Here is a 25,298-nt window from a genome sequence, read left to right as displayed (position 1 = left end):
TGCTGTGTATCGTCGTCGCCGGGCTGGGGGATCTTTGGTGAGAGGCCCCGGCCTGGCACCTTTAAGCTATTTCCTGCTGGGTCTCAGCGCCTTTTTCTTGCTCAAAAAGCCGTTCAATTGCTTTGCCCGTTTCGTATCGAATATCCGCACCCTTAGCAGCTCGAAAAATCGTGGGTTGCGTCGTTCCGACACGCTCCGCAATCGCACGCTGCGAATAGCCAAGCCCCAGAAGTACGTTCAGCATCTTTTGAATAGTCATGTGATTCACCAATGCGTTTTCGCATTGAGCTGATAATACGCATGCGTATCGACGAGCGCAATACACTCCCAATACGTTTACGAATCAGAGGACCAACATGTGATAGGCAAGCGTATAGCTCAGCGCATGACGGAGCTTCAGCTATCAGAAGGTGAATTAGGTCGCAGATCCGGCGTACCTCAACCAACTATTCACAGAATAATCACCGGTGAATCGCTTAGTCCGAGGCAATCGAACGTCGAAAAAATTGCGAAGGCTCTTGCTGTTACTTCGAATTGGTTGTGGACTGGTAAGAGCGCAGGATCTGAGGCAAGTACGTTTGCGCACGCCAACGTGGAGCCAGGTCCTGCTATTAAAGGTTCTGTTCCATTGATTTCATGGGTACAAGCGGGTGCGTGGTGCGAAGCAATCGATATTATGAATATCGGCGATGCGGAGATTTGGCTTCCATGCGCCGTATCTCATAGTAAGAAAACCTATGCGCTTCGTGTGCGCGGGCTTTCAATGTTCAATCCTCATGAACGTCGATCTTTTCGAGATGGCGACATCATCTACGTCGACCCAGCGAAGGATCCAGAAAACGGATCTCTTGTCATCGCCAAACTGACAAACAGTGATGAAGCAACGTTCAAGCAACTGGTCTTGGAGGGGCATCGTCAGTTTCTCAAGCCTCTCAACCCATCGTGGCCAGAACCCATTATTGAGCTACCGCCAGATGCCGTGATTTGCGGGGTTGTCATTTCAAAACTGGAAATTTTCTAAATCGCTCTCCCCACAAGACCGCCCTTTAGGCGGTTTTTTTGTGGTCATGGAAAAATCAATACACATTCGTATTGACCAGATCGATACGTATTTGTATTGTTCGCCTCGTATACCTCTCACCAAGAGCACGAGCGATGACCTCTATAGCGCCCCACGAAAATGTAGTTACTGCGAACAGTTTGCCGGATGAAACCACGATAGAAGTCCGACAAATTGAGCATGGTGATACGCCATGAATTGCTTTCAGCTACCACTTATAGAACAAGACCTGCTGCATCACATGTTGCAAACAGGCGGCCGAGCTGCCTGCTCAATGATGCGGCCAGCGCAAACAATCCAAGCGGTGTTCGATGTTGAGTTGACTGCGGAATACGCACTTGTCCGAGTCGACGTGGCGGGGCGCTCAGACCAGGTGAAGCTGCGTCGCGGTGATCGAGCCAATCACCTACATCTACGTGACTTCATGCACGAAGTAGCAAACCGCCAAATCGCAGAAAACGTCATTTCAGAAGGAGTTCGACATGAATCGTACTCTTGACCAGACCGCGGCCTTGTTTGGCGTCAAACCACGCGCCCTTCGCAAGGCGCTCCGCGAGTTACGCATTCTCACGCCAGCGGGCGATCTAGCGAGTCACCACCGTGACAGCGGCCATTTGTTCTCCGATCCGCGAAGCGTCCAAGTAGGTCCGAAACGACTCAAGCACTACGCAGTAGTGATGGTCACCGAGACAGGCATCCAGTGGCTTGCGAAAAAACTGGGCATCGTAATCACGGATAAGGAAGTCGCTGCATGAAGACCAATTACTACAACGCATATACGCAAGCAGTAGGGACCTTAAAACTGATTCCGATTTACCTGAATTGCCCTGGAGTTATCAGCCGGGCGACGCTCGTTGGTGCGGCAACAGAAGCCGTCCAACTGCTCGAAAGCATGCCCCCGCTGAGCGTGGAACTTGCTGAGGTTTTCCGTAGCGTCAACGCAGTGATCTTGGAAGGTCAGACGGCTTACGTCACTCCTACCAACTCTCCAGAGTTTCCTTATGGGGCGGTTGTAGCGGACAAAAAAGGTCACGTTTGCGCTGCAGCTATGGGTCGCAGCAAAGAAGGTCTGGCGGAGTTGATTCGCTTGAAGCTGCTGCCACAAGCCGAGGGGCACGGGGAGGATGCAGCGTGACCAGCACCCTCACCCAGCTTAGAAAGCAATTCGATACACCTTGCCCGTCTATTGCCGAAGTACGCGAACGGTACTTCTCACACATCCGAACCGACCGCTATTTGCTGAAGGAAATCAAGGCAGGCCGCATTCCGTTGAACATCAAACGCTTGCACAGCTCAGCGCGGGCTAAACCCGTGGTTTACCTACATGACCTCGCCGACTACCTCGACGCCCAAGCAGCAACAGAAGCGGCTTGATTTCAGAGGCTAGGTTACCCAAATCCGGCTGCCGTCCTCTCACCAAAGATCCGGCAGCTGGCTCAAACAAGGAACACAGCATATGCACACGCCTCTAGACCCAATCGCCCCCGAACCGGCTGTTGAGATTTGCCAGATCGACAAAATTCCGGAGGAGAAAATGGCCGAACTGGTCGGCACGACCCGCCGAGCATTGCAAGGCAAGCGAGCCAGAGGAGTCATTCCCAAAGGCGTCTGGAACACCATCGACAGCCGCATTTATTACAGCATCAGGAGATACGAGGCATGGCTCGAAAGCCAATGGGATTGCCCACCGGAGTTGAATTTGCTGGACAGTCCGTCCGCATTCGCTTCACCTGGAACGGGCAACGCCGTTGCGAAACCCTCCCCTATCCCCAAACGCCGAAGGGGATTAAGGCTGCCGCCGACCTACGCGCTCACGTAACCAGCCTGATCAAGCATGGCGTGCTGGATGATCAGCGCTATGCCGAACTGTTCCCCAACTCCACGTACGCCAACTACTCGGCGACTCCCCGTTTCGGGGAGTACGCCCAGGAGTGGCTCAACAGTCGCGAGATCGTGGCGGGGACGCGCAAGAACTACCTCGGCTCACTGAATCTGTACTGGATGCCCTACCTTGCAATGCTGCCCATCGACAGCATCACGTCGGTCATGCTGCGCAAAGTTGTAGCGAACACCGAGTGGCCAACGCCGGGCGTGAAGCGCGCGGCGATCCAGCGCCTGACCACGGTGTTCGGCACCGCAGTGAAGGACGGGCTGATCACCCGCAACCCGGTCGAGTCCATCGAACTGCCGGTGAAAGCTAAGAAGCCGATTGACCCCTTCACGGTGGATGAGGCCAATAAGATCATCGATCACCTGTACCAGACCTTGACCCACTCAATGCAAATCTACGCGGCGTACTTCGAATTCGCCTTTTATACCGGCATGCGCCCCAGCGAGATCGCAGCTCTGCGCTGGGAGGAGGTCGACAAGGAAAAGCGCCTGGTCAATGTGTGTCGGATCGTCGCGGACTACAAGATCGAAGAGCGGACCAAAACCCGCAATATCCGCCAGGTCATGCTCAACAGTCGCGCTTTGCACGCGATAGAACAAGCCGAGCGCATGGCCAAAACACGCGCGAAGCAGAGCCGTCGCAAGCAGGCGGAGTCGCCGTTTGTGTTCCCGCCCACCAAGAACTTCGAGTTCATCCAGCAGTCGAGTGTGACCGACAAACACTTCCAGGCCGCGCTAAGCGATTTGAAGCTTCGCGCCCGCCGGCAATACAACTGCCGACACACATACGCTACCATGTGCCTCATGGCGGGTATGAACCCTGCATTTATTGCCACTCAGCTCGGTCATAGCGTTCAGATGCTGCTATCGACCTACGCCCGATGGATAAACTCCAGCACCGACTGGGGTGAACTCGGGAAGCTCGAAAACAGCTGGATTGGTACAAAATTGGTACAGCCTGAAACAGTACCCCTCTGAAACCCTTATGGAATCAGCCCCTGTGACACTGGAACAGAATTACACCGAGATTCTCGGCCAATTGGGCGAGGACGCCTCCCGCGAGGGCCTGCTCGACACGCCAAAACGTGCCGCCAAAGCCATGCAGTACCTCTGCCGCGGTTATGAACAGACACTGGAAGAGGTCACCAACGGTGCCTTGTTCAGCTCCGACAACAGCGAGATGGTGCTGGTCAAGGACATCGAGCTCTACTCGTTGTGCGAGCACCACATGCTGCCGTTCATCGGCAAGGCTCATGTCGCCTACATCCCGAGCGGCAAGGTTCTTGGGCTGTCGAAAGTCGCGCGTATCGTCGATATGTACGCCCGCCGCCTGCAGATCCAGGAAAACCTCAGCCGCCAGATCGCCGACGCGGTCCAGCAAGTCACCGGCGCCCTGGGCGTTGCGGTGGTGATCGAGGCCAAGCACATGTGCATGATGATGCGCGGTGTGGAGAAACAGAATTCGACGATGATCACCTCGGTGATGCTCGGCGAGTTCCGCGAAAACGCGGCCACCCGCAGCGAGTTTCTCAGCCTGATCAAGTAACTCGCAGCACGAAGAAAACCGGCACTGATCGCCGGTTTTTTTTCGCCTGCGAAAATCAGGTAAGCTGCGCGCCTTTCTGTTTACCCCTGTGAGGCTTATCCGTGTTCGTAAAAGCGCTTCGTGTCGGCCTCGGCCAACTGATCATCTTCATCGACTTCATCACTCGTCCAGGCAAGAAGCAGCGCCCTGCCGCCGCTCAAGCTCAGGTCGAAGCGGCCGCCAAGGACCTGACCCTTTATCAGTTCCACGCCTGCCCGTTCTGCGTGAAAACCCGCCGTACCCTGCGTCGTCTGAACGTTCCGGTGGCACTGCGTGATGCGAAGAACAACGAACAGGATCGCCAGACCCTGCTGGAGCAAGGTGGCAAGATCAAGGTGCCGTGCCTGCGCATCGAAGAGAATGGCCAGACCACCTGGATGTATGAGTCCAAGGTGATCATTGATTATCTGGATAAGCGGTTTGCGGCTGCCTGAGGTTTTGTGGTGTTTCGACCGGCGCCATCGCGGGCAAGCCACGCTCCCACAGGGATTTGTAGAGTAAATGGGATCTGTGTTTAAAACAGATCCACTGTGGGAGCGGGCTTGCCCGCGATGAGGCCAGACCAGCCACCACAAACCTCAGACAAAAATAAACCGGCCCATACGCCGGTTTATTTGTTTCTGCATCCTCTCAAGCCGCTTCTGCCGCCTGTGCCTGACGCACCACCGTCGCCAATCGCTTGAGCCCTTCGTCCAGCCGCGCCGGGTCGATGTGGCTGAAGTTCAGCCGCAGATGACCGGGGTTCTTGTCCGGCTCAGGAAAAAATGGCTCGCCCGGCATAAACGCCACATCCGCCGCCAGCGCAGCCTTGAGCAGCGTGCGCGTATCCAGCGGCTGCTTGAGCGTCAGCCAGAAAAACAACCCACCCTGCGGCACGTTCCACTCCGCTAGATCGGAAAAGTGCATTTCCAATCCCGACTGAAACGCATCCCGACGAACCCGATAGAAGTCACGCAACTCACTCAGGTGCTGCTGGTATTTTTCGGTGCCGATCCATTGCAGCGCTTGCCACTGCCCGATGCGGTTGGTGTGCAGATCGGCCGATTGCTTGAGCCGCAGCAAGTGCGGAAACAGGTCTGGGCTGGCGATCAGGTAACCGACCCGCAGGCCCGGCAACAGGGTTTTCGACACGGTGCCGGTGTAGATCCAGCTGGCCTTGTTCAAGCGACTGACAATGGGCGTGGCACTGCCGCCGTCGAAGGTCAGTTCGCGGTAGGGTTCGTCTTCGATCAGGGTCACGCCGAACTCGTCGAGCAACGCCGCCACTGCATCGCGCTTGGCCTCGCTGTAGCGCACCGCCGATGGGTTCTGAAACGTCGGAATCAGGTAAATGAACGCTGGTTTGTGTTTTTCCAGGCGGCTGCGCAATTGCGCCAGGTTCGGGCCATCGGCTTCCTGTGGGACGGTGATGCAGTTGGCGCCGAACAATTGGAAGATCTGCAACGCTGCCAGGTAAGTCGGCGCTTCAAGCAGGATCTCGGTGCCTTTGTCGATGTACAGCTTGGCCGCCAGATCGAGGGTTTGCTGGGAACCGCTGACCACCAGCACCTGACTCGCCTCGCACGGCACGCCCAACGCTCGGGCTTCGGCCGCCAGCGCCTCACGCAGCGCCGGCTCGCCTTCACTCATGCCGTATTGCCCCATGGATAGCGGCATGTCGGCCCATTCGACTTTCGGCAGCATGGCTTCAGCCGGCAAGCCGCCGGCGAACGACATCACTTCCGGACGCTGGGCGGCGGCGAGGATTTCACGGATCAAAGAACTTTTAAGGCGCGAGACACGTTCGGAAAAAGCCATGGGGTCACCGGTAGCGAGGCCTGAGAAAAATGAGTCAAACTGGTTGACCGAAATTACGACAGACCGAGCGGATACGTCAATATGCTTGACCTTAAAAACCCCAGCACTCAGCAACAAGCCATGGAAGCGTTTTTCTTCGGTTACCAGGCGTTCACCGCCAAGGCCGACGAAATGCTCGAGCGTCGCGGCTTAAGCCGGGTGCACCAACGCATTGTGTTTTTCATCGCCCGCTACCCTGCCCTCAGTGTCAAGGAATTGCTGGCGTTACTGGGCGTGAGCAAGCAGGCGCTGAACATTCCGCTTCGCCAATTGGTGGAAATGCATTTGGTAAACAGCGTCGCGTCCGAAACCGATAAACGTAAGCGGTTGCTGGAACTGACCGACGATGGCGCGCGGTTCGAGCAGTCGCTACGGCGCGAGCAGGTGAAATTGCTGGAGCGGGTGTTTGCCGAGGCTGGGGAGACGGCGGTGAATGGGTGGTTGGCGGTGAACCTCGCGATGGGGAAAAGTCAGGTGGCAGCTGACTGAACCGCTCTACCCGCGACATGTGTATCGACTGATCTAAAGCTATCGCGGGCAAGCCACGCTCCCACAGGGGAATGCGCTCACCTGCGGGAGTGAGGCTTGCCCGCGAAGGCGACCTTCTTGTCGATATATCCCTATTGCCAAACTTTTCGTCTACAAAATCAAAAACATTATTTGCTTTATTTGTATACAAAAGCATAATTCGTTTCGTGCGAGTTCCTGACCAACAGGTCAACAAATTCGCAAGCACCTCAAAGGGTCGCTGCCACCCTCATGGGTCCGGCCCTGGAAATAACAATAAAACTCTTGAGGAGTACTCGCTGTGGAAAGCCGCAAATCCGAAGCCTCGACGCTGGATCTCTCGCCGCCATTACGCAATGGCTGGCTGGAGCGCATCTTCAAACTCAGCTTGCACGGCACCACGGTGAAGACCGAGCTGATTGCCGGTCTGACAACCTTCATCACCATGGCTTACATCATCTTCGTCAACCCGAACATCATGGCCGATGCCGGCATCGACCACGGTGCGGCGTTCGTCGCCACCTGCATCGCCGCCGCGCTGGGTTGCCTGCTGATGGGGCTGTACGCCAACTGGCCGGTCGGGCTGGCGCCGGGCATGGGCCTGAACGCGTTCTTCACCTACACCGTGGTCGGCACCATGGGCTACAACTGGGAAACCGCGCTCGGTGCGGTGTTCGTCTCCGGTGTGTTGTTCATGTTCCTGACCTTTTCCCGGATTCGTGAATGGCTGCTCAATAGCATTCCAGTGAGTTTGCGCTTTGCCATGGGCGCCGGTGTGGGCCTGTTTCTGGGGCTGATCGGTTTGAAAACCGCGGGTATCGTCGTCGATAGCCCGGCCACTCTGATCAAGCTCGGCTCCCTGCGTGAACCTGGCCCTCTACTGGCGGCCATCTGCTTCTTGATGATTGCGGTCCTGAGCTACCACAAAGTATTCGGCGCGATTCTCATCAGCATTATTACCGTGACCCTGGCCGGTTGGGGCCTGGGCCTGGTGAACTACGGGGGCATCATGTCCGCCCCGCCGAGCCTGGCGCCGACCTGGATGGCCATGGACGTCGCCGGCGTGTTCAACATCAGCATGATCAGCGTGGTGCTGGCCTTCCTCTTCGTGCACATGTTCGACACGGCCGGCACCTTGATGGGTGTCGCACAGCGCGCCGGCCTGGTGAACGCCGACGGCAAGATCGAAAACCTTTCCCGCGCCCTCAAAGCCGACAGTGCCTCCAGCGTGTTCGGTGCGGTGGTCGGCGTTCCGCCGGTGACCAGCTACGTGGAAAGTGCTGCTGGCGTAGCGGCGGGTGGTCGGACTGGTCTTACCGCTGTGACCGTAGGTGTGCTATTTATTGCCGCAATGTTTTTTGCACCGCTGGCTGGCATGATCCCCGCTTACGCCACCGCCGGTGCGCTGATTTATGTGGCGATGCTGATGATGGGCGGCATGGCGCACATCGAATGGGACGAAGCGACCGACAGCATCCCGGCGATCGTTACCGCGATCATGATGCCGCTGACCTTCTCGGTCGCCGACGGCATCGCGCTGGGCTTCATCACCTACGTGGCGCTGAAGGCCGGCACCGGTAAGTACAAGGAAATTTCCGTCAGCCTGTGGGTGCTCTGCGCGATCTTCATCGCCAAGTTCATTTTCTTGTAAGCGTCACGCGGTACGCGTTTCAAACCAGCCTCACCCCGTCGGGTGGGGCTTTTGTGCATAGGGAGGAAAGTGATGAGTCTGGAAACCTGGCTGCTGTTCAGCGGCGCTGCGCTGGTGGTAATCCTGATCCCGGGGCCACTGTCTTTGCTGATGATCAGCAACAGTCTGAATTACGGCTTACGCCGTTCTTACCCGGCATTTCTGGGAGGCGTGATTGCGTCGATCTGCCTGCTCAGTGCTTCGGCGCTTGGCTTGGGCGCATTGTTGCTGGCGTCGGAACAGCTGTTCAGCGCCCTGAAAATCGTCGGTGCGCTGTACCTGTTCTACCTCGCCTGGCAGAGCTGGCAGCAATCGCGTCAGCCATCCCAAGGCGCCGAAGTGCCCCAGGCTGCGCCGGTGCCACGCTTTCGCGCACTGTTCGGGCGCGCGTTCATGCTCGGCGCGAGTAATCCGAAAGACATTTTGTTCTTCGCCGCTTTCCTGCCGCAGTTTTTGAGTGCCGAGCAACCGTTCCTGCCGCAGTTGCTGGTGATGATTGTCACCTGGACCGTGCTGGATTTGCTGTGCAAGCTGGCTTATGGGCTGGGGGCTCATGGCGCGGCGCGGTATTTGCGTAGCGGCAAGGGGCAGAGCTGGTTTAATCGGGTGAGTGCGGGGTTGTTTAGCGGGGCTGGTACGGCATCGTTGTTGAGCCGTTAAAAGCAAGAGCTTCGCGGGCAAGCCCGCTCCCACAGGTCCTGTGAACGCAACAGTTCACTGTGGGAGCGGGCTTGCCCGCGATGGCGCCAGACCCGTCAGCACATTTCTAAAGGCAAAAAAAGCCCGCAGTGTGAGCGGGCGAAAGACCAAAGAAGCTATATGCGCAGTCGCTTCTCGGAGGAGGCAGCTGCTTGGGGGATCAACTGCCTCGATACGTGGAATAACTGTACGGCGAAATCAACAACGGCACATGGTAGTGATCCTGTTCCGCAGAGATGCCGAAACGCAGCACCACCACATCCAGGAACGCAGGCTCAGGCAACTGAACCCCACGGGCGCGGTAGTAATCGCCCGCGTGAAACTGAAGCTGATAGACCCCGGACCGATAGTCATCCCCTTGCAGCAGCGGCGAATCGACACGGCCATCGCTGTTGGTGAGCGCAGTGGCGACCAATTCCAGCTGCGAACCTTCAACGCGGTACAACTCGACCTTGATCGAACTGCCCGGGCAACCGTGTGCAGCGTCCAAAACGTGTGTAGTCAAACGTCCCATTGATTCTGCGCGCCTGCCTGCGTGGAGCAGTCAGACCTCGCGCCTCCCGAAGTCAGTTGAAAAGGAGACCGCACCGTTTCGGAGCACGAAAAGCTGCGGCGAGCGACTGATTAAGACATTTTTCAAAAAAATTGTACACAATAAAAACGACATTTTTATCGCTACTGCCGTCATGAGGGGTTTGCCAGTCAATCTTGTGCCGAACCATGAGATCAGCGGACCTTCCATCCATTAGCTGACCACTCAGGCAGGTTTCTTGCAGTACGCTGCAAAGCGGGCAGTCAGTAAAAAATGCAAAAAATCAGGCTTACAAAGTGAACATAAAGTTGTATACAATCACCTCATCGCTGTGACGCCAGCCTGCCCTCTCATCACCAGGCCGCCACACACACCCTGACTTTGACCAAGTCGACACGAACAAGAAGGAAGACTGCAGTGAGCGCTGACTATCCACGCGACCTGATCGGTTACGGCAGTAACCCTCCTCACCCACACTGGCCGGGCAATGCCCGCATCGCGCTGTCCTTCGTGCTCAATTACGAGGAAGGTGGCGAGCGCAATATCCTGCACGGCGATAAAGAGTCCGAAGCTTTCCTCTCGGAAATGGTTTCCGCGCAGCCGCTGCAAGGCGAGCGCAACATGAGCATGGAATCCCTTTACGAGTATGGCAGCCGCGCCGGCGTCTGGCGGATTCTGAAACTGTTCAAGGAATTCGACATTCCGCTGACCATCTTCGCCGTGGCCATGGCCGCCCAGCGCCACCCGGACGTGATCCGCGCCATGGTCGATGCCGGCCACGAGATCTGCAGCCACGGCTACCGCTGGATCGACTACCAGTACATGGACGAAGCGCAGGAACGCGAGCACATGCTCGAAGCGATCCGCATCCTCACCGAAATCACCGGCGAGCGCCCACTGGGCTGGTATACCGGCCGCACTGGCCCGAACACCCGTCGACTGGTGATGGAAGAAGGCGGATTCCTCTACGACTGCGACACTTACGACGACGACCTGCCCTACTGGGAACCGAATAACCCGACTGGCAAGCCGCACCTGGTGATCCCCTACACCCTGGACACCAATGACATGCGCTTCACCCAGGTCCAAGGCTTCAACAAGGGCGACGATTTCTTTGAATACCTGAAAGACGCGTTCGATGTGCTGTACGCCGAAGGCGCCGAAGCACCGAAGATGTTGTCGATCGGCCTGCACTGCCGCCTGATCGGCCGTCCGGCGCGTCTGGCCTCGCTCAAACGCTTTATCGAATACGCTAAAAGTCATGAACAGGTGTGGTTCAGCCGTCGCGTCGACATCGCTCGCCACTGGCACCAAACCCACCCGTATCAAGGGGCCGCGAAATGAGCCACTTCCAAACCCTGAAGCCATCGACCCTGAGCCGCGACGCGTTTGTCGCCGCCTTCGCCGACATCTACGAACATTCGCCATGGGTGGCCGAGAAGGCCTTCGACCTGGGCCAGGACGCTTCGATCGACGAGATCGAAACCCTGCACCAGCGCATGAGCGACATCCTGTTGAGCGCTGATCACGACAGCCAATTGGCCTTGATCAACGCTCACCCGGACCTGGCCGGCAAAGCCGCCGTCCAGGGCCAGCTTACCGCAGCCAGCACTGAAGAACAGTCTGGCGCGGGTATTCACCAATGCACGGCCGAAGAGTTCCAGCGCTTCACCGAGCTGAACGACGCCTACAAAGCCAAGTTCAAGTTTCCCTTCATCATGGCGGTAAAAGGCAGCAACCGGCATCAGATCCTCGCAGCGTTCGAAACGCGCATTCACAACTCGGTCGACACCGAATTCAAATGCGCGCTGGCGGAGATCAACAAGATTGCCCTGTTCCGATTACTGACCCTATAGCGATCTTGGCCCGAGCAAGTTCCCGAACGCAGAACGAGCCCAGGGCCCTGCAAGCATCCCAAGCCAACTTATTAAAGGCAGACAAGAAGAATGAAAGCTTACGCCGTACCTTTCGAGAAGTTCGTCAACCTGGCCGACGCCCGTCTGGGCACCAAAATCATCTCGGTCACCGATGACTGGTTCGCAGACGCCAACCGTCTGTTCCAACCGACCCCAGCCGTGTGGAAAGAGGGCGTGTTCGATGACAACGGCAAGTGGATGGACGGCTGGGAGTCGCGCCGCAAGCGCTTCGAAGGCTACGACAGCGCGGTGATCCGCCTGGGCGTACCGGGCTCGATCAAAGGCGTGGACATCGACACTTCATTCTTCACCGGCAACTACCCGCCATCGGCCTCCCTGGAAGCCTGCTTCCTGTCCTCGGGCGAGCCGGACGAAAACACCCAGTGGACTGAAGTGCTGTCGGCCGTCGAGTTGCAAGGCAACAGCCACCACTACCACGAAATCAACAATGACCAGCCGTTCAGCCATCTGCGCTTCAACATCTACCCGGATGGCGGCGTGGCCCGTCTGCGCGTGTACGGCATTCCGTTCCGCGACTGGTCGGCCGTTGGCGACAACGAACAAGTCGACCTGGCTGCAGCCCTGAACGGCGGTCGCGCCCTCGCCTGCTCCGACGAACACTTCGGCCGCATGAGCAACATCCTCAACCCGGGCCGTGGCATCAACATGGGCGACGGCTGGGAAACCGCACGTCGTCGTACGCCGGGCAATGACTGGGTGATCGTCGCGCTGGGCCATGCGGGCGAGATCGAGAAAGTCATCGTCGACACCCTGCACTTCAAGGGCAACTACCCGGACACCTGTTCGATCCAGGGTGCATTCGTGAAGGGCGGCACCGACAGCCAGATCGAAACCCAATCGCTGTTCTGGCGCGAACTGCTGCCAAGCCAGAAGCTGGAAATGCACGCCGAACACACCTTCGCCGAGCAGATCAAGGCATTGGGCCCGATCACCCACATCCGCCTGAACGTGTTCCCGGATGGTGGTGTGAGCCGCCTGCGAGTCCTCGGCAAGGTCGTTAAATAAGCGTCGCCCCAATCGCGGGCAAGCCCGCTCCCACAAGGAATTGTGGCGTTCACAAAACCTGTGGGAGCGGGCTTGCCCGCGATGGCGATAGAACAAACAACACAGAATTTGGATAAGAAGACCAGCATGCGCACATTGACGATTGAACCGCTGACCAAAGAAGCCTTCGCCCCTTTCGGTGACGTGATCGAAACCGACGGCAGCGATCACTTCATGATCAACAACGGTTCGACCATGCGCTTTCACAAACTGGCTGTGGTCGAAACCGCCACGCCAGAGGACAAGGCGATCATCAGCATCTTCCGCGCCGACGCGCAGGACATGCCGCTGACCATCTGCATGCTGGAGCGTCACCCGCTGGGCAGCCAGGCTTTCATTCCGCTGCTCGGCAACCCCTTTCTGATCGTGGTCGCGCCACTTGGCGATGTACCTGTATCAGGCTTGGTCCGCGCCTTCGTCACCAACGGCAGGCAGGGCATTAATTACCATCGCGGCGTTTGGCACCATCCGGTGCTGACGATCGAAAAGCGGGATGACTTCCTGGTGGTTGATCGCAGTGGCACAGGCAATAACTGCGATGAGCATTTTTTCAAAGAGGATGAGCGTTTGATCCTCGCCCCCCACCAATAAGAGAAGGTCTGATCACTCGACGACAGAGTGACAGGCGAGAGGTAAAGACTGTGGAAGCACATCTGTTGGAATGGCTGAACCTGAGCGTGCGCTGGGTTCACATGATCACTGGCGTGGCCTGGATCGGCGCGTCGTTCTATTTCGTCTGGCTGGAAAACAACCTCAACCGGGTCAACCCGAAAAACGGGCTGGCGGGCGATTTGTGGGCGATCCACGGCGGCGGTATCTACCATCTGGAAAAATACAAACTGGCTCCACCGACCATGCCGGACAACCTGCACTGGTTCAAATGGGAAGCCTACTTCACCTGGCTGTCGGGGGTCGCGCTGCTGTGCGTGGTGTTCTACTCCAACCCGACGCTGTACCTGCTCGCTCCAGGCAGCAGCCTGACCGGCCCTGAAGGTGTTCTGCTGGGCATCGGGTCGCTGTTCGTCGGATGGTTTGTCTACTCCTTCCTCTGCGACTCGGCCCTGGGCAAGCGCCCTGCCCTGCTAGGCTTCATCCTGTTTGTGCTGATCATTGGCGCTGCTTACGGCTTCAGCAAAGTGTTCAGCGGTCGTGGTGCGTACCTGCACGTCGGCGCGATCATCGGCACCATCATGGTCGGCAACGTGTTCCGCATCATCATGCCAGCGCAGCGCGCCTTGGTGGCAGCGATTGCCGAGAACCGCACGCCCGATCCGGCGCTGCCGGCCAAAGGCTTGCTGCGCTCGCGGCACAACAACTACTTCACCTTGCCGGTGCTGTTCATCATGATCAGCAACCACTTCCCGAGCACCTACGGCAGCCAATACAACTGGCTGATCCTGGCCGGGATCGCGGTGCTGGCGGTGTTGGTGCGTCACTACTTCAACACCCGTCATGACAGCCACAAGTTTGCCTGGACCCTGCCCGCTGCGGCGGTCGGCATGATCTGCCTGGCCTACGTGACCGGGCCGGCGCCGATGTCCAGTGCCCCTGAAGTGGCCAAGGCACCTGGGACCATCGAGTACCAGCCGCTGCCGGAAACCGCCCTGGGCGGCGGCAAGAAACCGGCTGAAGCTGCACCGGCGGCGGCCCCTGAAACTGCACCCGCCCAGGCATCAAATGCCGGTCCTGCCTTCGACAAGGTGCACGACGTGATCCAGGAGCGCTGCACGGTCTGCCATTCGGCCAAACCCACCAGCCCGCTGTTCAGCGCGGCGCCGGCGGGCGTGATGTTCGATACCCCCGAGCAGATCAAGCTCCAGGCCCCGCGCATCCAGGCCCAGGCTGTTGCCAGCCAGATCATGCCACTGGGCAACATCACCCAGATGACCCAGCAGGAGCGTGACTTGATTGGTGCGTGGATTGTGCAGGGGGCCCAAACCCAATAAGTAGCAAAAGCTTCGCGGGCAAGCCTCGCTCCCACAGGGTTTGCATTGCCTGTGTGGGAGCTGGCTTGCCTGCGATTGGCCGCAACGCGGTCCACCTGATTAGAAAACAGCTGCCAGCAGCACTGCGGCTGTAAATCACAAGAATAAAAAAGATCCGAGGTGTTGCATGTCCGAGCTATCCGAAGCCCGCATCCCCGACGCACCCGCCATTCAGCGTTTACCCCTTTTGCAACTGATCCTGGTCGGTCTGCAACACGTTCTACTGATGTACGGCGGAGCCATCGCGGTGCCGCTGATCATCGGGCAGGCCGCAGGGCTGAGCCGTGAAGAAATCGCCTTCCTGATCAACGCCGACTTGCTGGTGGCTGGCATCGCCACCATCGTCCAGTCGCTGGGCATCGGCCCGATGGGCATTCGCATGCCGGTGATGATGGGCGCCAGTTTCGCCGCGGTCGGCAGCATGGTGGCCATGGCCGGGATGCCTGGCATCGGCCTGCAAGGGATCTTCGGCGCGACCATCGCCGCCGGTTTCTTCGGCATGCTCATCGCCCCTTTCATGTCTAAAGTCGTGCGCTTCTTCCCGCCGCTGGTGACCGGCACCGTCATCACCTCGATCGGTTTGTCGCTGTTCCCCGTGGCCGTGAATTGGGCCGGTGGCGGTGCTGACGCGGCTCAATTCGGTTCGCCTGTTTACCTGGCCATCGCTGCATTGGTATTGGCTACGATTCTGTTGGTCCATCGCTTCATGCGTGGTTTCTGGGTCAACATTTCGGTGCTGATCGGTATGTGCCTGGGCTATGTCATCTGCGGCGTGATCGGCATGGTCGACCTCAACGGCATGGCCCAGGCGCCGTGGCTGCAGATCGTCACGCCACTGCATTTCGGCATGCCGCAATTCCACCTCGCACCGATCCTTTCGATGTGCCTGGTGGTGGTGATCATCTTCGTCGAGTCCACCGGGATGTTCCTGGCGCTGGGCAAAATCACGGGGCAGGACGTCACACCACGGATGCTGCGTCGCGGCTTGCTCTGTGATGCCGGCGCTTCGTTTTTCGCCGGTTTCTTCAACACCTTCACCCACTCCTCTTTCGCCCAGAACATCGGCCTGGTGCAGATGACCGGCGGTGCAGATGACCGGCGTGCGCTGCCGTTCAGTGACCATCGTCGCCGGCGGTTTGCTGATCGTACTGAGCCTGTTGCCGAAAGCGGCGTTCCTGGTGGCATCGATTCCACCGGCGGTACTGGGTGGCGCGGCGATTGCGATGTTCGGCATGGTCGCCGCCACCGGGATCAAGATTCTTCAGGAAGCCGACATCGGTGACCGCCGCAACCAATTGCTGGTGGCGGTGAGCATCGGCATGGGGCTGATCCCGGTGGTGCGCCCGGAATTTTTCGCGCACCTGCCGATGTGGATGAGCCCGATCACCCACAGCGGCATAGCCATGGCCACGCTGAGCGCCCTGGCGTTGAACCTGTTGTTCAACATTCTTGGCGGCCACGAACGCGCAACCGTCAACGACTGCCACGCCCACCCGCATTGATTCCATGACGGGCGGTGCAATGGCCGCCCCTTCACCGATTTACCCGTAAGTCATACACGCATGACAGGCAGGCCGGCTCACGCATGGTCGCAGTCAGCGGCTGCCTGCGCCTCAAACAATAAAAACAAGAGGGAGCAACAGATGATTCGGACACAGACAAACATGCTGTTGGGCAGTGGCTTATTGGCCGCCAGTCAAGTCATGGCCGGGGATTTGCTGCTGTGGCAGACCAACAGCCTGAGCTATCTGTATGGCAAGGATTTCGCGGTCAACCCGTCGATCCAGCAGACGATAACCTTTGAGCACGCCGACCGCTGGAAGTACGGCGACAACTTCCTGTTCGTCGACAGCACTTACTACAACGGTGAGAAAGACCGGAACAAAGGCGTTCACGCCTATTACGGCGAGTTCAGTCCACGCCTGTCTTTCGGCAAAATCGTCGACCGCCGTTTCGAATTCGGCCCGATCAAGGACGTGTTGCTGGCCATGACTTACGAGAATGGCGAAGACGACACTGAGGCCTATCTGATCGGCCCCGGTTTCGACCTCTCGGTACCGGGCTTCAATTTTTTCACCTTGAACTTCTACTTTCGCCAGGCCGAAGGCTCGCGTCCCGGCGACGATGTCTGGCAAATCACGCCGGCCTGGTCTTACACCCTGCCATTGGGCAGCTCGAACCTGTTGATCGACGGCTACATCGACTGGGTCGTGGATAACGACCAGAACTCACATGGCACCTACCACGCCAACCTGCACTTGAACCCGCAGATCAAATATGACCTGGGGAAGGCCTTGGGCTGGCGGGAGAAACAGGTGTACGTCGGCGTCGAATACAGCTACTGGAAAGACAAATACGGCATCGAAAACAACGCCAACTTCGACACTAACGAGAACACCACCAGCCTGCTGGTGAAGGTGCATTTCTAGATGATCCGCAACCGTGCTCCAAACCTGTCGTTGGTGCGCTGTTGCGGGGCACTTGAGACCTGGCCAAGGAGTCAGTATTCTCCGCGGCCGCCCGAATCTGGTCTAAAAAAAAGCCCGGATTTAATTCCTGACCAGAAAGCCAACTTATCCCGGCGCTGGACGGTACCAAGGCACTCCAAAGCCACTCTCAATCGACTGCTCTTGAGCCGCCGAACGGGAGTTTTTTTGCTTTTTAAAAGCCTTGGCTCAGCTCTTGCTAACAGCACTAAAGCTGACCGAATGGATAATTTTTTCAGCGACAAGAAAAAAGGCGCCACACCAGAGCGCCGACCTTAAAAAAATAACGTGGAACCACCTACTTTTTGGGAGCAACCGAATGAAACGTACGTGCACCAGCCTTATGCTTGCGGGATCCTTGCTGGCCGGGGGCCAGGCAATGGCCGGCGACTTGCTGCAATGGCAGAACAACAGCCTGACCTACCTCTATGGCAAGGACTTCCAGGTCAACCCGCGCATTCAGCAAACCGTCACCTTCGAGCACGCCGATGCCTGGAAATACGGGGATAACTTCTTCTTCCTCGACAAGATCTTCTACAACGGCGAAAAAGACTTCAACGCCGGCCCAAACACCTATTACGGGGAGTTCCAGCCACGTATTTCACTGGGCAAGGTCCTCGACCAGAAGATCGAATTCGGCCCGGTCAAAGACGTGCTGCTGGCCATGACGTACGAGTTCGGTGAGGGCGATACCGAGTCCTACCTGATCGGTCCTGGTTTCGACCTGGCGATTCCCGGGTTCGACTACTTCCAGCTGAACTTCTACCAGCGTCACACCGAAGGCAGCCGCCCGGGTGACAATGTCTGGCAGATCACCCCGGTCTGGTCCTACACCATTCCCGTGGGCGATTCGAACATCCTGATCGATGGTTTCATGGACTGGGTGGTCGACAATGACTCGAACTCCAAAGGCGACTACCACGCCAACCTGCACTTCAACCCACAAGTCAAATACGACTTGGGCAAAGCCCTGAACATTGGCGAGAAGCAGTTGTACGTCGGCGTCGAATACGACTACTGGTCAGACAAGTACGGGATCAAGGACAGCCAGTACTTCAAGACCGATCAAAGCAACACGAGCTTCCTGGTGAAGTTCCACTTCTAATCGCAAAAAGCATTGCGGGCAAGCCACGCTCCCACAGGTTTTGTGTCGTTCACATCATCGGTGAACGACACAAAACCTGTGGGAGCGTGGCTTGCCCGCGATAGCCGCACCGCCGATTCAAGCCGGAACAGCAGGCTCCACCAACCCCAGAAACCGGCACAACTCATCCCGCTTGGCCAACGCATCGCGCCGCCCCAGATCGATCAACTCGCTGCAATACCCCGCCTCGAACAGCAAATAACTCAGCACCCCCGCCCCGCTGGTCTTGGTCGCCCCCGGCCCGCGCAAAAACAGACGCAAGGCCGCCGGTAACTCCTGCCGATGCCGCGCTGCAATTTCATCGATCGGCTGACTCGGCGAAATCACCAGCACATCCACCGGCGCTGCTCCCAATGCACGACTCGGCGTGCCGTCGGGCAGCAGATGGCTGAACTGATTCAGACGCTGCAACAACTCGATGTCACTTTCCAGGCTGTCAATGAACGTACTGTTGAGCAGGTGCCCACCGACTTGCGCCAGGGTCGGCTGCTGACCGGTGTAGGCACGTTGCAGCGGCTGTTGCGGATCGATCCCGCGCGGGTTGCCGCTGACGCCCACCACCAGCACGCGACTGGCGCCCAGGTGCAGGGCCGGGCTGATCGGTGCCGATTGACGCACCGCGCCATCGCCGAAATATTCTTCGCCGATTTTTACCGGTGCGAACAGCAATGGAATCGCGGAACTGGCGAGCAGATGGTCGACAGTCAGCTGGGTCGGCACGCCGATTCGCCGATGGCGCAACCAGGACTCAATGGTGCCGCCGCCCTGATAAAACGTGACGGCCTGACCGGACTCATAGCCAAACGCCGTGACTGCCACCGCCTTCAATTGCTTTTGCGCGATGGCCTCGGCAATCCCGGACATGTGCAGTTTATCGTTGAGTAAACCGCGTAGCGGAGAGCTGTTGAGCAGGGCCACTGGCACCGGAGCGCCAATCCCCATCAGATTGTGACTGACAAAACGGGTGGCTTGATGGATCACTCCCGGCCAGTCGCTGCGCAACACCAGATGGCTGCGAAAACCTTGCCAGAAGGCGGTCAGACGCTCAATTGCGCCGCGAAAGTCCATCGCCCCACTGGCCAGGCTGACCGCGTTGATCGCGCCGGCGGAGGTGCCGACGATCACCGGAAACGGATTCGCCGCCCCCACCGGCAGCAGCTCGGCAATCGCCGCCAGCACACCCACCTGATAAGCCGCCCGAGCCCCGCCGCCGGAAAGTATCAACCCTGTAACCGGTTCAGCAGAACTCATCGCAACACTCCATGGCGCTTAAAGGCATCGGTGACTCAACCGCGTTTGGCGTACAGCTTCGGTTCGCCCGGTGGACGGCTCTTGAAGCGGCGATGTGCCCAGAGGTATTGCTCCGGACATTCGCGCAGAGCACTCTCGACCCACTGGTTGATTCGAATGCAGTCAGCCTCTTCCGTCTCGCCGGGAAAGCCCTCGAGCGGCGCATGAATCACCAACCGATAACCACTGCCGTCAGCCAGACGTTGCTGAGTGAACGGTACGACCAGCGCCTTGCCCAGCCGGGCGAATTTACTGGTGGCGGTAACAGTCGCCGCCTGAATCCCGAACAGTGGAACGAAGATACTTTGCTTGGCGCCGTAGTCCTGATCCGGTGCGTACCAGATCGCTCGGCCTGCCCGCAGCAGTTTGAGCATGCCGCGCACGTCATCGCGCTCCACCGCCAGCGAGTCGAGGTTATGCCGCTCGCGGCCACGACGCTGGATGTAGTCGAACAGCGGATTCTTGTGTTCGCGATACATGCCATCGATGGTGTGTTGCTGACCGAGCAGCGCCGCGCCGATTTCCAGCGTGGTGAAATGCACCGCCATCAGAATCACGCCCTTGCCCTGGGTCTGGGCCTGCTTCAAATGCTCCAGGCCTTCGACATGGGCCAGTTTCGCCAGACGCTTGCGCGACCACCACCAGCTCATGGCCATCTCGAAGAAGGCGATGCCGGTGGACGCGAAGTTCTCCTTGAGCAGGCGCTTGCGCTCGGCAGCGGATTTTTCAGGGAAACACAGCTCAAGGTTGCGCTTGGCAATGCGCCGTCGGTCGCCGGCCACCCGGTACATCAATGCACCCAGGGCGCGACCGATCGCCAGCAACGCCGGATACGGCAACTGCACAATCAGCCACAACAGCCCCAAGCCACACCACAGCGGCCAGAAACGCGGAGAAAGAAATGCTGTTCGAAAACGCGGGCGATCCATTAAAGGTTCCGTCAAGACAGTGGCCGCGCATTCTACATCGTTCGACCCGGCTTGCGGCCCGCGGGCGTTCTCGTTATAAGTCTCGGCACTTTTAGTGACAAGCCGTTGTATGCCGACCATGAGCCAAACCGAACCGCTAGACCAAGATCCCGTGTTCCAGTTGAAGGGCAGCATGCTCGCCATTACGGTGCTGGAATTGGCCCGTAACGACCTTGAGAGCCTTGATCGGCAACTGGCCGCCAAGGTCGCCCAAGCGCCCAACTTCTTTAGCAACGCGCCGCTGGTCCTGGCCCTGGACAAACTTCCAGCCAGTGAAGGCTCGGTTGATCTGCCGGGGCTGATGCGCATCTGCCGCCAGCATGGCCTGCGCACCCTGGCGATCCGTGCCAGCCGCATCGAAGACATTGCCGCCGCTATCGCGGTCGATCTGCCGGTGCTGCCGCCGTCTGGCGCCCGTGAGCGACCGCTCGACCCGCACGAAGGCACTGTTGTGAAAAAACCGGAAAAACCACCGGAACCGACCATCAAACCAACCAAAATCATCACGTCGCCAGTACGCGGCGGCCAGCAGATTTATGCCCAGGGTTGCGATTTGGTGGTGATTTCGTCGGTCAGCCCGGGGGCGGAACTTCTCGCCGATGGGAACATCCATGTATACGGCGCGATGCGCGGTCGTGTCTTGGCCGGCGTCAAAGGTGACACGAAAGCCAGGATTTTCTGTCAGCAAATGACCGCTGAACTGGTCTCCATCGCCGGTCACTACAAGGTTTCCGAAGACCTGCGTCGCGATCCATTGTGGGGCGCGGGCGTACAAGTCAGCCTGTCGGGTGACGTGTTGAACATCATTCGGCTTTAACGGATACTGCCGCATTTTCCAAGCATCTCTAAAACGTAGCGAAAACGGCTCAAACGAAGTAGGAAAAAGGCTAAAAGCAGTGTTTACCGGGGGTAAGCGCCGCTCAGAACCGGATTCCAGCCAAGGCTGTCCGACTGCAGTAGTTTTTCAAGAGATGTTTTTCAGGGGCTAAACGTCCTTTTTCCTTAGGGGTAAAACACCTTGGCCAAGATTCTCGTGGTTACATCCGGCAAGGGTGGTGTGGGTAAGACCACCACCAGCGCCGCTATCGGTACCGGCCTCGCTCTGCGTGGTCACAAAACAGTCATCGTCGACTTCGACGTCGGCCTGCGTAACCTCGACCTGATCATGGGTTGCGAGCGCCGCGTGGTGTATGACTTCGTCAACGTAGTGAACGGCGAAGCCAACCTGCAACAGGCCCTGATCAAAGACAAGCGTCTGGAAAATCTCTACGTACTGGCCGCCAGTCAAACTCGCGACAAAGACGCGCTGACCCAGGAAGGCGTAGAAAAAGTCCTGATGCAGTTGAAAGAAGACTTCGAATTCGTGGTCTGCGACTCCCCGGCCGGTATCGAAAAAGGTGCCCACCTGGCCATGTACTTCGCCGATGAAGCGATCGTCGTGACCAACCCGGAAGTCTCCTCCGTACGTGACTCGGACCGCATGCTGGGCCTGCTGGCCAGCAAGTCCCGTCGCGCCGAAAACGGCGAAGACCCGATCAAGGAACACCTGTTGCTGACCCGCTACAACCCTACGCGCGTCGTCAACGGCGAAATGCTCGGCGTCGAAGACGTCAAGGAAATCCTCGCGGTGACCCTGCTGGGCGTGATTCCAGAATCGCAAGCCGTCCTCAAGGCCTCCAACCAGGGCGTGCCGGTGATTCTCGACGACCAGAGCGACGCCGGCCAGGCGTACAGCGATGCTGTCGATCGTCTGTTGGGCAAGACCGTGGACCATCGTTTCCTCGATGTCGAGAAGAAGGGATTCTTCGAGCGACTTTTTGGAGGTAGGTAATGAACCTTTTTGACTTCTTTCGTGCCAACAAAAAGCCCAGTACCGCCTCGGTAGCGAAAGAGCGTCTACAGATCATCGTGGCGCATGAACGCGGCCAGCGCAGTACACCGGATTACCTGCCAGCCTTGCAGAAGGAACTGGTGGAAGTGATCCGCAAGTACGTCAATATCGGGTCCGATGACGTGCACGTCGCTCTGGAAAACCAGGGCAGCTGCTCGATCCTGGAACTCAATATCACCCTGCCAGATCGCTGAGTCGATCCGGCGGGAGCCACGGCGGCTCAGGGCCCTTCCATGACTGGAGGGGGCCTGAGCCGCCGTTGGCGTTTGTTACGAGGCTGTTTTAATGCCGCTGTCCAACATCCGCATCATCCATCAGGACGCCGCCGTACTGGTGGTGGACAAACCGACCCTGTTGCTCTCCGTCCCCGGCCGGGCCGATGACAACAAGGACTGCCTGATTACGCGCCTGCAAGAAAACGGCTACCCGGAAGCACGAATTGTCCATCGGCTGGACTGGGAAACTTCCGGCATCATTCTGTTGGCCCGTGACCCGGACACTCATCGCGAGCTGTCTCGGCAATTTCACGATCGAGAAACCGAAAAGGCCTACACCGCCCTGTGCTGGGGACAACCGGAACTGGACAGTGGCAGCATCGATCTTCCCCTGCGCTATGACCCGCCGACCAAGCCACGCCATGTGGTGGACCATGAGTTCGGCAAGCACGCCTTGACCTTCTGGCGAGTGCTGGAGCGTTGTGGCGACTGGTGCCGCGTCGAACTGACGCCGATCACCGGCCGCTCTCACCAGTTGCGTGTGCATATGCTGTCGATAGGTCACCCATTGTTGGGTGACGGGCTCTACGCCCATGAGCAAGCACTGGCTGCCTGGCCACGCTTGTGCCTGCACGCGAGCATGCTCAGCTTCACTCATCCCCAGACGGGCGAACGCCTGCGCTTCGAGTGCCCGGCACCGTTCTGACTGGCCAATGGGATAAAAACTGTGGGAGCGGGCTTGCCCGCGATGAAGTCGGCACAGCCAGCATCGATGTTGCCTGACCCGCCGCCATCGCGGGCAAGCCCGCTCCCACAGGGTTCTATTGAAGACGTAAACTCGTAGCACCCGCAGCAGCCCGCCGCCAATTCTGTGACCAATACGTTAAACTGGCGCCACTGCTGTCTGGAGCTTCTTATGCGCGAAGAGTTGAACCAAGGCCTGATCGACTTCCTCAAGGCCTCCCCTACCCCGTTCCATGCCACCGCCAGCCTAGTTCAGCGTCTGGAAGCGGCCGGTTTTATGCGCCTCGACGAGCGCGAGCCCTGGACCACCGAAGCCAACGGTCGTTACTACGTCACCCGTAACGACTCTTCGATCGTCGCGTTCAAAATGGGCCGTCATTCGCCCCTGCACGGCGGCATCCGTCTGGTCGGCGCGCACACCGATAGCCCGTGCCTGCGGGTCAAACCCCAACCAGAATTGCAACGCCAAGGCTTCTGGCAACTGGGCGTCGAAGTCTATGGCGGTGCACTGCTGGCGCCGTGGTTCGACCGTGACCTGTCTCTGGCCGGCCGCGTGACGTTCCGCCGTGATGGCAAGGTCGAGAGCCAGTTGATCGACTTCAAGGCACCGATCGCGATCATTCCGAACCTGGCCATCCACCTCAACCGTGAAGCCAACATGGGCTGGGCGATCAATGCCCAGACCGAACTGCCGCCGATTCTCGCGCAATTCGCCGGTGACGAGCGCGTGGACTTCCGCGCCGTGCTCACCGACCAACTGGCCCGCGAACATGGCCTGAACGCCGATGTGGTGCTCGATTACGAGCTGAGCTTCTACGACACCCAAAGCGCCGCGGTCATCGGCCTGCATGGCGACTTCATTGCGGGTGCGCGCCTTGATAACTTGCTGTCGTGCTACGCCGGCCTGCAAGCATTGCTGACGACTGAAACCGACGAAACCTGCGTGCTGGTCTGCAACGATCATGAAGAAGTCGGTTCCTGCTCGGCCTGTGGCGCCGACGGTCCGATGCTTGAGCAAACCCTGCGCCGTCTGTTGCCCGAAGGCGATGAATTCGTACGGACCATTCAGAAATCCCTGCTGGTCTCGGCCGACAACGCCCACGGCGTGCACCCGAACTACGCCGACAAGCACGACGCCAACCACGGCCCGAAGCTCAACGCCGGCCCCGTAATCAAGGTCAACAGCAACCAGCGCTACGCCACCAACAGCGAAACCGCCGGGTTCTTCCGCCATTTGTGCATGGCCGAAGAAGTACCGGTGCAGAGCTTCGTGGTGCGCAGCGACATGGGTTGCGGCTCGACCATCGGCCCGATCACCGCCAGCCACCTGGGTGTGCGTACCGTGGACATCGGCCTGCCGACGTTCGCCATGCACTCGATCCGCGAGCTGTGCGGCAGCCATGACCTGGCGCACCTGGTCAAAGTGCTGAGCGCGTTCTACGCCTGCCGCGAATTGCCGTAGTCCTGCTTTTGTGGCGAGGGAGCTTGCTCCCTCGCCACGATGATCTTCATCACCTCCGCTCGCCCGAAAGCCGCCTAGACTTGCAATACCCCTCCCCGACAAGGCTGTCACCATGATTTCGATGTCTTCGTTCCACTCCATGCTGATCCCGATTCTTTCCGGGATGATCATGCTGGCCATCGGCTTCAACTTTCGCGACAAGAACGTTGGTGTGTTCGCGATGTGGGTTGGCATGCTGATGATCCTCGCCACCGTGATCTACAAGATCCTCGCCAAACTCAACGAATAAAATCTCGCGCCCCGGCTCGCATTGATTTTGACGGGCTCGTACAC

At 58.4% G+C, this 25,298-nt stretch carries 28 protein-coding genes and 1 pseudogene; 24 read left to right on the top strand and 5 right to left on the bottom strand.

The genetic code is table 11. The features are described 5' to 3' along the window. Positions 1-61 precede the first annotated feature (61 nt). Positions 62-259 carry a hypothetical protein gene (locus tag PSH65_RS09470; RefSeq protein ID WP_305425958.1) on the bottom strand — a complete coding sequence of 66 codons (198 nt, stop codon included), beginning with the start codon at positions 257-259 and terminating at the stop codon, positions 62-64. Positions 260-358: 99 nt separating this feature from the next. Between PSH65_RS09470 and PSH65_RS09465 the strand changes: the two genes are divergently transcribed. The 7 genes from PSH65_RS09465 to PSH65_RS09435 all read left to right on the top strand — a co-directional run bounded on the left by PSH65_RS09465 (position 359) and on the right by PSH65_RS09435 (position 4,969). Beyond that, positions 359-1,021, top strand: coding sequence for a LexA family transcriptional regulator (locus PSH65_RS09465; protein ID WP_305425957.1), 663 nt, complete (start codon positions 359-361; stop codon positions 1,019-1,021). Positions 1,022-1,542: 521 nt separating this feature from the next. After that, entirely contained in the window at positions 1,543-1,815 is a 273-nt protein-coding gene (locus PSH65_RS09460) for a hypothetical protein (RefSeq protein ID WP_305425956.1), read from the top strand. Further along, positions 1,812-2,195: a hypothetical protein gene (locus PSH65_RS09455; protein WP_305425955.1), complete on the top strand. Its 384-nt coding sequence runs from the start codon at positions 1,812-1,814 to the stop codon at positions 2,193-2,195. Before PSH65_RS09460 ends, PSH65_RS09455 begins: the two co-directional genes overlap by 4 nt. Beyond that, a complete protein-coding gene (locus PSH65_RS09450) occupies positions 2,192-2,434 on the top strand; it encodes a pyocin activator PrtN family protein (RefSeq protein ID WP_305425954.1) in 243 nt (80 codons plus the stop codon). Before PSH65_RS09455 ends, PSH65_RS09450 begins: the two co-directional genes overlap by 4 nt. A gap of 285 nt (positions 2,435-2,719) precedes the next feature. Continuing rightward, entirely contained in the window at positions 2,720-3,928 is a 1,209-nt protein-coding gene (locus tag PSH65_RS09445) for a site-specific integrase (protein ID WP_305425953.1), read from the top strand. Positions 3,929-3,950: 22 nt separating this feature from the next. Then, positions 3,951-4,496, top strand: a complete 546-nt coding sequence (gene folE / locus PSH65_RS09440; protein WP_123496264.1) for a GTP cyclohydrolase I FolE — start codon at positions 3,951-3,953, stop codon at positions 4,494-4,496. Positions 4,497-4,597: 101 nt separating this feature from the next. Then, the gene (locus tag PSH65_RS09435; RefSeq protein ID WP_305425952.1) at positions 4,598-4,969 is read left to right on the top strand and encodes a glutathione S-transferase N-terminal domain-containing protein; all 372 of its coding nucleotides are present in this window, start codon (positions 4,598-4,600) and stop codon (positions 4,967-4,969) included. A gap of 196 nt (positions 4,970-5,165) precedes the next feature. On the opposite strand, the gene PSH65_RS09430 is transcribed toward PSH65_RS09435, so the two are convergent. Continuing rightward, positions 5,166-6,332, bottom strand: a complete 1,167-nt coding sequence (locus PSH65_RS09430) for a PLP-dependent aminotransferase family protein (protein ID WP_305425951.1) — start codon at positions 6,330-6,332, stop codon at positions 5,166-5,168. Between the two features lie 81 nt (positions 6,333-6,413). Here PSH65_RS09430 and PSH65_RS09425 point away from each other — a divergent pair, with 81 nt between their 5' ends. The 3 genes from PSH65_RS09425 to PSH65_RS09415 all read left to right on the top strand — a co-directional run bounded on the left by PSH65_RS09425 (position 6,414) and on the right by PSH65_RS09415 (position 9,228). Then, positions 6,414-6,860, top strand: a complete 447-nt coding sequence (locus PSH65_RS09425; RefSeq protein ID WP_305425950.1) for a MarR family winged helix-turn-helix transcriptional regulator — start codon at positions 6,414-6,416, stop codon at positions 6,858-6,860. A gap of 319 nt (positions 6,861-7,179) precedes the next feature. Then, complete coding sequence (locus tag PSH65_RS09420; RefSeq protein ID WP_370694682.1) at positions 7,180-8,529, top strand: NCS2 family permease; 1,350 nt, start codon at positions 7,180-7,182, stop codon at positions 8,527-8,529. A 72-nt stretch (positions 8,530-8,601) separates the two neighbouring features. Further along, entirely contained in the window at positions 8,602-9,228 is a 627-nt protein-coding gene (locus PSH65_RS09415; protein WP_305425948.1) for a LysE family translocator, read from the top strand. 199 nt (positions 9,229-9,427) lie between these two features. On the opposite strand, the gene uraH is transcribed toward PSH65_RS09415, so the two are convergent. Continuing rightward, positions 9,428-9,781: a hydroxyisourate hydrolase gene (gene uraH / locus PSH65_RS09410; RefSeq protein WP_007898824.1), complete on the bottom strand. Its 354-nt coding sequence runs from the start codon at positions 9,779-9,781 to the stop codon at positions 9,428-9,430. Between the two features lie 435 nt (positions 9,782-10,216). Between uraH and puuE the strand changes: the two genes are divergently transcribed. The 8 genes and pseudogenes from puuE (at position 10,217) to PSH65_RS09370 (ending at position 18,356) form a co-directional block, all read left to right on the top strand. Then, on the top strand, positions 10,217-11,143 hold the full coding sequence (gene puuE, locus PSH65_RS09405) for an allantoinase PuuE (RefSeq protein ID WP_258616035.1): 927 nt from the start codon (positions 10,217-10,219) through the stop codon (positions 11,141-11,143). Further along, the gene (gene uraD, locus PSH65_RS09400) at positions 11,140-11,655 is read left to right on the top strand and encodes a 2-oxo-4-hydroxy-4-carboxy-5-ureidoimidazoline decarboxylase (RefSeq protein ID WP_305425947.1); all 516 of its coding nucleotides are present in this window, start codon (positions 11,140-11,142) and stop codon (positions 11,653-11,655) included. The genes puuE and uraD overlap by 4 nt, the downstream gene beginning before the upstream one ends. Positions 11,656-11,745: 90 nt before the next feature. After that, entirely contained in the window at positions 11,746-12,741 is a 996-nt protein-coding gene (gene alc / locus PSH65_RS09395; protein WP_305425946.1) for an allantoicase, read from the top strand. Between the two features lie 126 nt (positions 12,742-12,867). Further along, the gene (locus PSH65_RS09390; RefSeq protein ID WP_305425945.1) at positions 12,868-13,371 is read left to right on the top strand and encodes an ureidoglycolate lyase; all 504 of its coding nucleotides are present in this window, start codon (positions 12,868-12,870) and stop codon (positions 13,369-13,371) included. Between the two features lie 50 nt (positions 13,372-13,421). Further along, complete coding sequence (locus PSH65_RS09385) at positions 13,422-14,726, top strand: urate hydroxylase PuuD (RefSeq protein ID WP_305425944.1); 1,305 nt, start codon at positions 13,422-13,424, stop codon at positions 14,724-14,726. 166 nt (positions 14,727-14,892) lie between these two features. Beyond that, a pseudogene (locus PSH65_RS09380) lies at positions 14,893-16,267 on the top strand (nucleobase:cation symporter-2 family protein). A gap of 141 nt (positions 16,268-16,408) precedes the next feature. Further along, positions 16,409-17,194, top strand: coding sequence for an outer membrane protein OmpK (locus tag PSH65_RS09375; RefSeq protein ID WP_305425943.1), 786 nt, complete (start codon positions 16,409-16,411; stop codon positions 17,192-17,194). A 376-nt stretch (positions 17,195-17,570) separates the two neighbouring features. Next, positions 17,571-18,356 (top strand): outer membrane protein OmpK, encoded by a 786-nt coding sequence (locus PSH65_RS09370; protein ID WP_305425942.1) that lies wholly within the window; start codon positions 17,571-17,573, stop codon positions 18,354-18,356. A gap of 117 nt (positions 18,357-18,473) precedes the next feature. On the opposite strand, the gene PSH65_RS09365 is transcribed toward PSH65_RS09370, so the two are convergent. Beyond that, on the bottom strand, positions 18,474-19,646 hold the full coding sequence (locus PSH65_RS09365) for a patatin-like phospholipase family protein (protein ID WP_305425941.1): 1,173 nt from the start codon (positions 19,644-19,646) through the stop codon (positions 18,474-18,476). Between the two features lie 35 nt (positions 19,647-19,681). Further along, positions 19,682-20,614 (bottom strand): lipid A biosynthesis lauroyl acyltransferase, encoded by a 933-nt coding sequence (locus PSH65_RS09360; RefSeq protein WP_305425940.1) that lies wholly within the window; start codon positions 20,612-20,614, stop codon positions 19,682-19,684. A 118-nt stretch (positions 20,615-20,732) separates the two neighbouring features. Here PSH65_RS09360 and minC point away from each other — a divergent pair, with 118 nt between their 5' ends. From minC to PSH65_RS09330, 6 genes are all read left to right on the top strand, one after another. Then, positions 20,733-21,470, top strand: a complete 738-nt coding sequence (minC, locus tag PSH65_RS09355) for a septum site-determining protein MinC (RefSeq protein ID WP_305425939.1) — start codon at positions 20,733-20,735, stop codon at positions 21,468-21,470. 201 nt (positions 21,471-21,671) lie between these two features. Further along, positions 21,672-22,484, top strand: coding sequence for a septum site-determining protein MinD (gene minD / locus PSH65_RS09350; protein WP_007940844.1), 813 nt, complete (start codon positions 21,672-21,674; stop codon positions 22,482-22,484). After that, positions 22,484-22,738, top strand: a complete 255-nt coding sequence (gene minE / locus PSH65_RS09345; RefSeq protein ID WP_007940845.1) for a cell division topological specificity factor MinE — start codon at positions 22,484-22,486, stop codon at positions 22,736-22,738. Before minD ends, minE begins: the two co-directional genes overlap by 1 nt. Before the next feature lie 91 nt (positions 22,739-22,829). Then, positions 22,830-23,465, top strand: coding sequence for an RluA family pseudouridine synthase (locus PSH65_RS09340; protein WP_030131660.1), 636 nt, complete (start codon positions 22,830-22,832; stop codon positions 23,463-23,465). 210 nt (positions 23,466-23,675) lie between these two features. After that, positions 23,676-24,965: a M18 family aminopeptidase gene (locus PSH65_RS09335; RefSeq protein ID WP_007898846.1), complete on the top strand. Its 1,290-nt coding sequence runs from the start codon at positions 23,676-23,678 to the stop codon at positions 24,963-24,965. Positions 24,966-25,077: 112 nt separating this feature from the next. Then, positions 25,078-25,254 carry a hypothetical protein gene (locus PSH65_RS09330; protein ID WP_167344810.1) on the top strand — a complete coding sequence of 59 codons (177 nt, stop codon included), beginning with the start codon at positions 25,078-25,080 and terminating at the stop codon, positions 25,252-25,254. Positions 25,255-25,298 lie beyond the last annotated feature (44 nt).

It is taken from the genome of Pseudomonas sp. FP603 (assembly GCF_030687415.1).
Classification (GTDB): domain Bacteria; phylum Pseudomonadota; class Gammaproteobacteria; order Pseudomonadales; family Pseudomonadaceae; genus Aquipseudomonas; species Aquipseudomonas wuhanensis.
The sequence above is the reverse complement of the archived record's forward strand: the minus strand, read 5'-3'. Positions and strand labels throughout refer to the sequence as shown.

Bases quoted from the DNA above. Each gene is read 5' to 3' on its own strand.
- PSH65_RS09430 (WP_305425951.1), bottom strand. From the start codon at position 6,332: ATGGCTTTTTCCGAACGTGTCTCGCGCCTTAAAAGTTCTTTGATCCGT.
- PSH65_RS09330 (WP_167344810.1), top strand. From the start codon at position 25,078: ATGATTTCGATGTCTTCGTTCCACTCCATGCTGATCCCGATTCTTTCC.
- PSH65_RS09375 (WP_305425943.1), top strand. From the start codon at position 16,409: ATGATTCGGACACAGACAAACATGCTGTTGGGCAGTGGCTTATTGGCC.
- PSH65_RS09425 (WP_305425950.1), top strand. From the start codon at position 6,414: ATGCTTGACCTTAAAAACCCCAGCACTCAGCAACAAGCCATGGAAGCG.
- PSH65_RS09335 (WP_007898846.1), top strand. From the start codon at position 23,676: ATGCGCGAAGAGTTGAACCAAGGCCTGATCGACTTCCTCAAGGCCTCC.
- alc (WP_305425946.1), top strand. From the start codon at position 11,746: ATGAAAGCTTACGCCGTACCTTTCGAGAAGTTCGTCAACCTGGCCGAC.
- PSH65_RS09340 (WP_030131660.1), top strand. From the start codon at position 22,830: ATGCCGCTGTCCAACATCCGCATCATCCATCAGGACGCCGCCGTACTG.
- PSH65_RS09360 (WP_305425940.1), bottom strand. From the start codon at position 20,614: ATGGATCGCCCGCGTTTTCGAACAGCATTTCTTTCTCCGCGTTTCTGG.
- uraH (WP_007898824.1), bottom strand. From the start codon at position 9,781: ATGGGACGTTTGACTACACACGTTTTGGACGCTGCACACGGTTGCCCG.
- PSH65_RS09460 (WP_305425956.1), top strand. From the start codon at position 1,543: ATGAATCGTACTCTTGACCAGACCGCGGCCTTGTTTGGCGTCAAACCA.
- PSH65_RS09370 (WP_305425942.1), top strand. From the start codon at position 17,571: ATGAAACGTACGTGCACCAGCCTTATGCTTGCGGGATCCTTGCTGGCC.
- PSH65_RS09445 (WP_305425953.1), top strand. From the start codon at position 2,720: ATGGCTCGAAAGCCAATGGGATTGCCCACCGGAGTTGAATTTGCTGGA.
- PSH65_RS09415 (WP_305425948.1), top strand. From the start codon at position 8,602: ATGAGTCTGGAAACCTGGCTGCTGTTCAGCGGCGCTGCGCTGGTGGTA.
- uraD (WP_305425947.1), top strand. From the start codon at position 11,140: ATGAGCCACTTCCAAACCCTGAAGCCATCGACCCTGAGCCGCGACGCG.
- PSH65_RS09470 (WP_305425958.1), bottom strand. From the start codon at position 259: ATGACTATTCAAAAGATGCTGAACGTACTTCTGGGGCTTGGCTATTCG.
- minE (WP_007940845.1), top strand. From the start codon at position 22,484: ATGAACCTTTTTGACTTCTTTCGTGCCAACAAAAAGCCCAGTACCGCC.
- PSH65_RS09455 (WP_305425955.1), top strand. From the start codon at position 1,812: ATGAAGACCAATTACTACAACGCATATACGCAAGCAGTAGGGACCTTA.
- PSH65_RS09365 (WP_305425941.1), bottom strand. From the start codon at position 19,646: ATGAGTTCTGCTGAACCGGTTACAGGGTTGATACTTTCCGGCGGCGGG.
- PSH65_RS09390 (WP_305425945.1), top strand. From the start codon at position 12,868: ATGCGCACATTGACGATTGAACCGCTGACCAAAGAAGCCTTCGCCCCT.
- minC (WP_305425939.1), top strand. From the start codon at position 20,733: ATGAGCCAAACCGAACCGCTAGACCAAGATCCCGTGTTCCAGTTGAAG.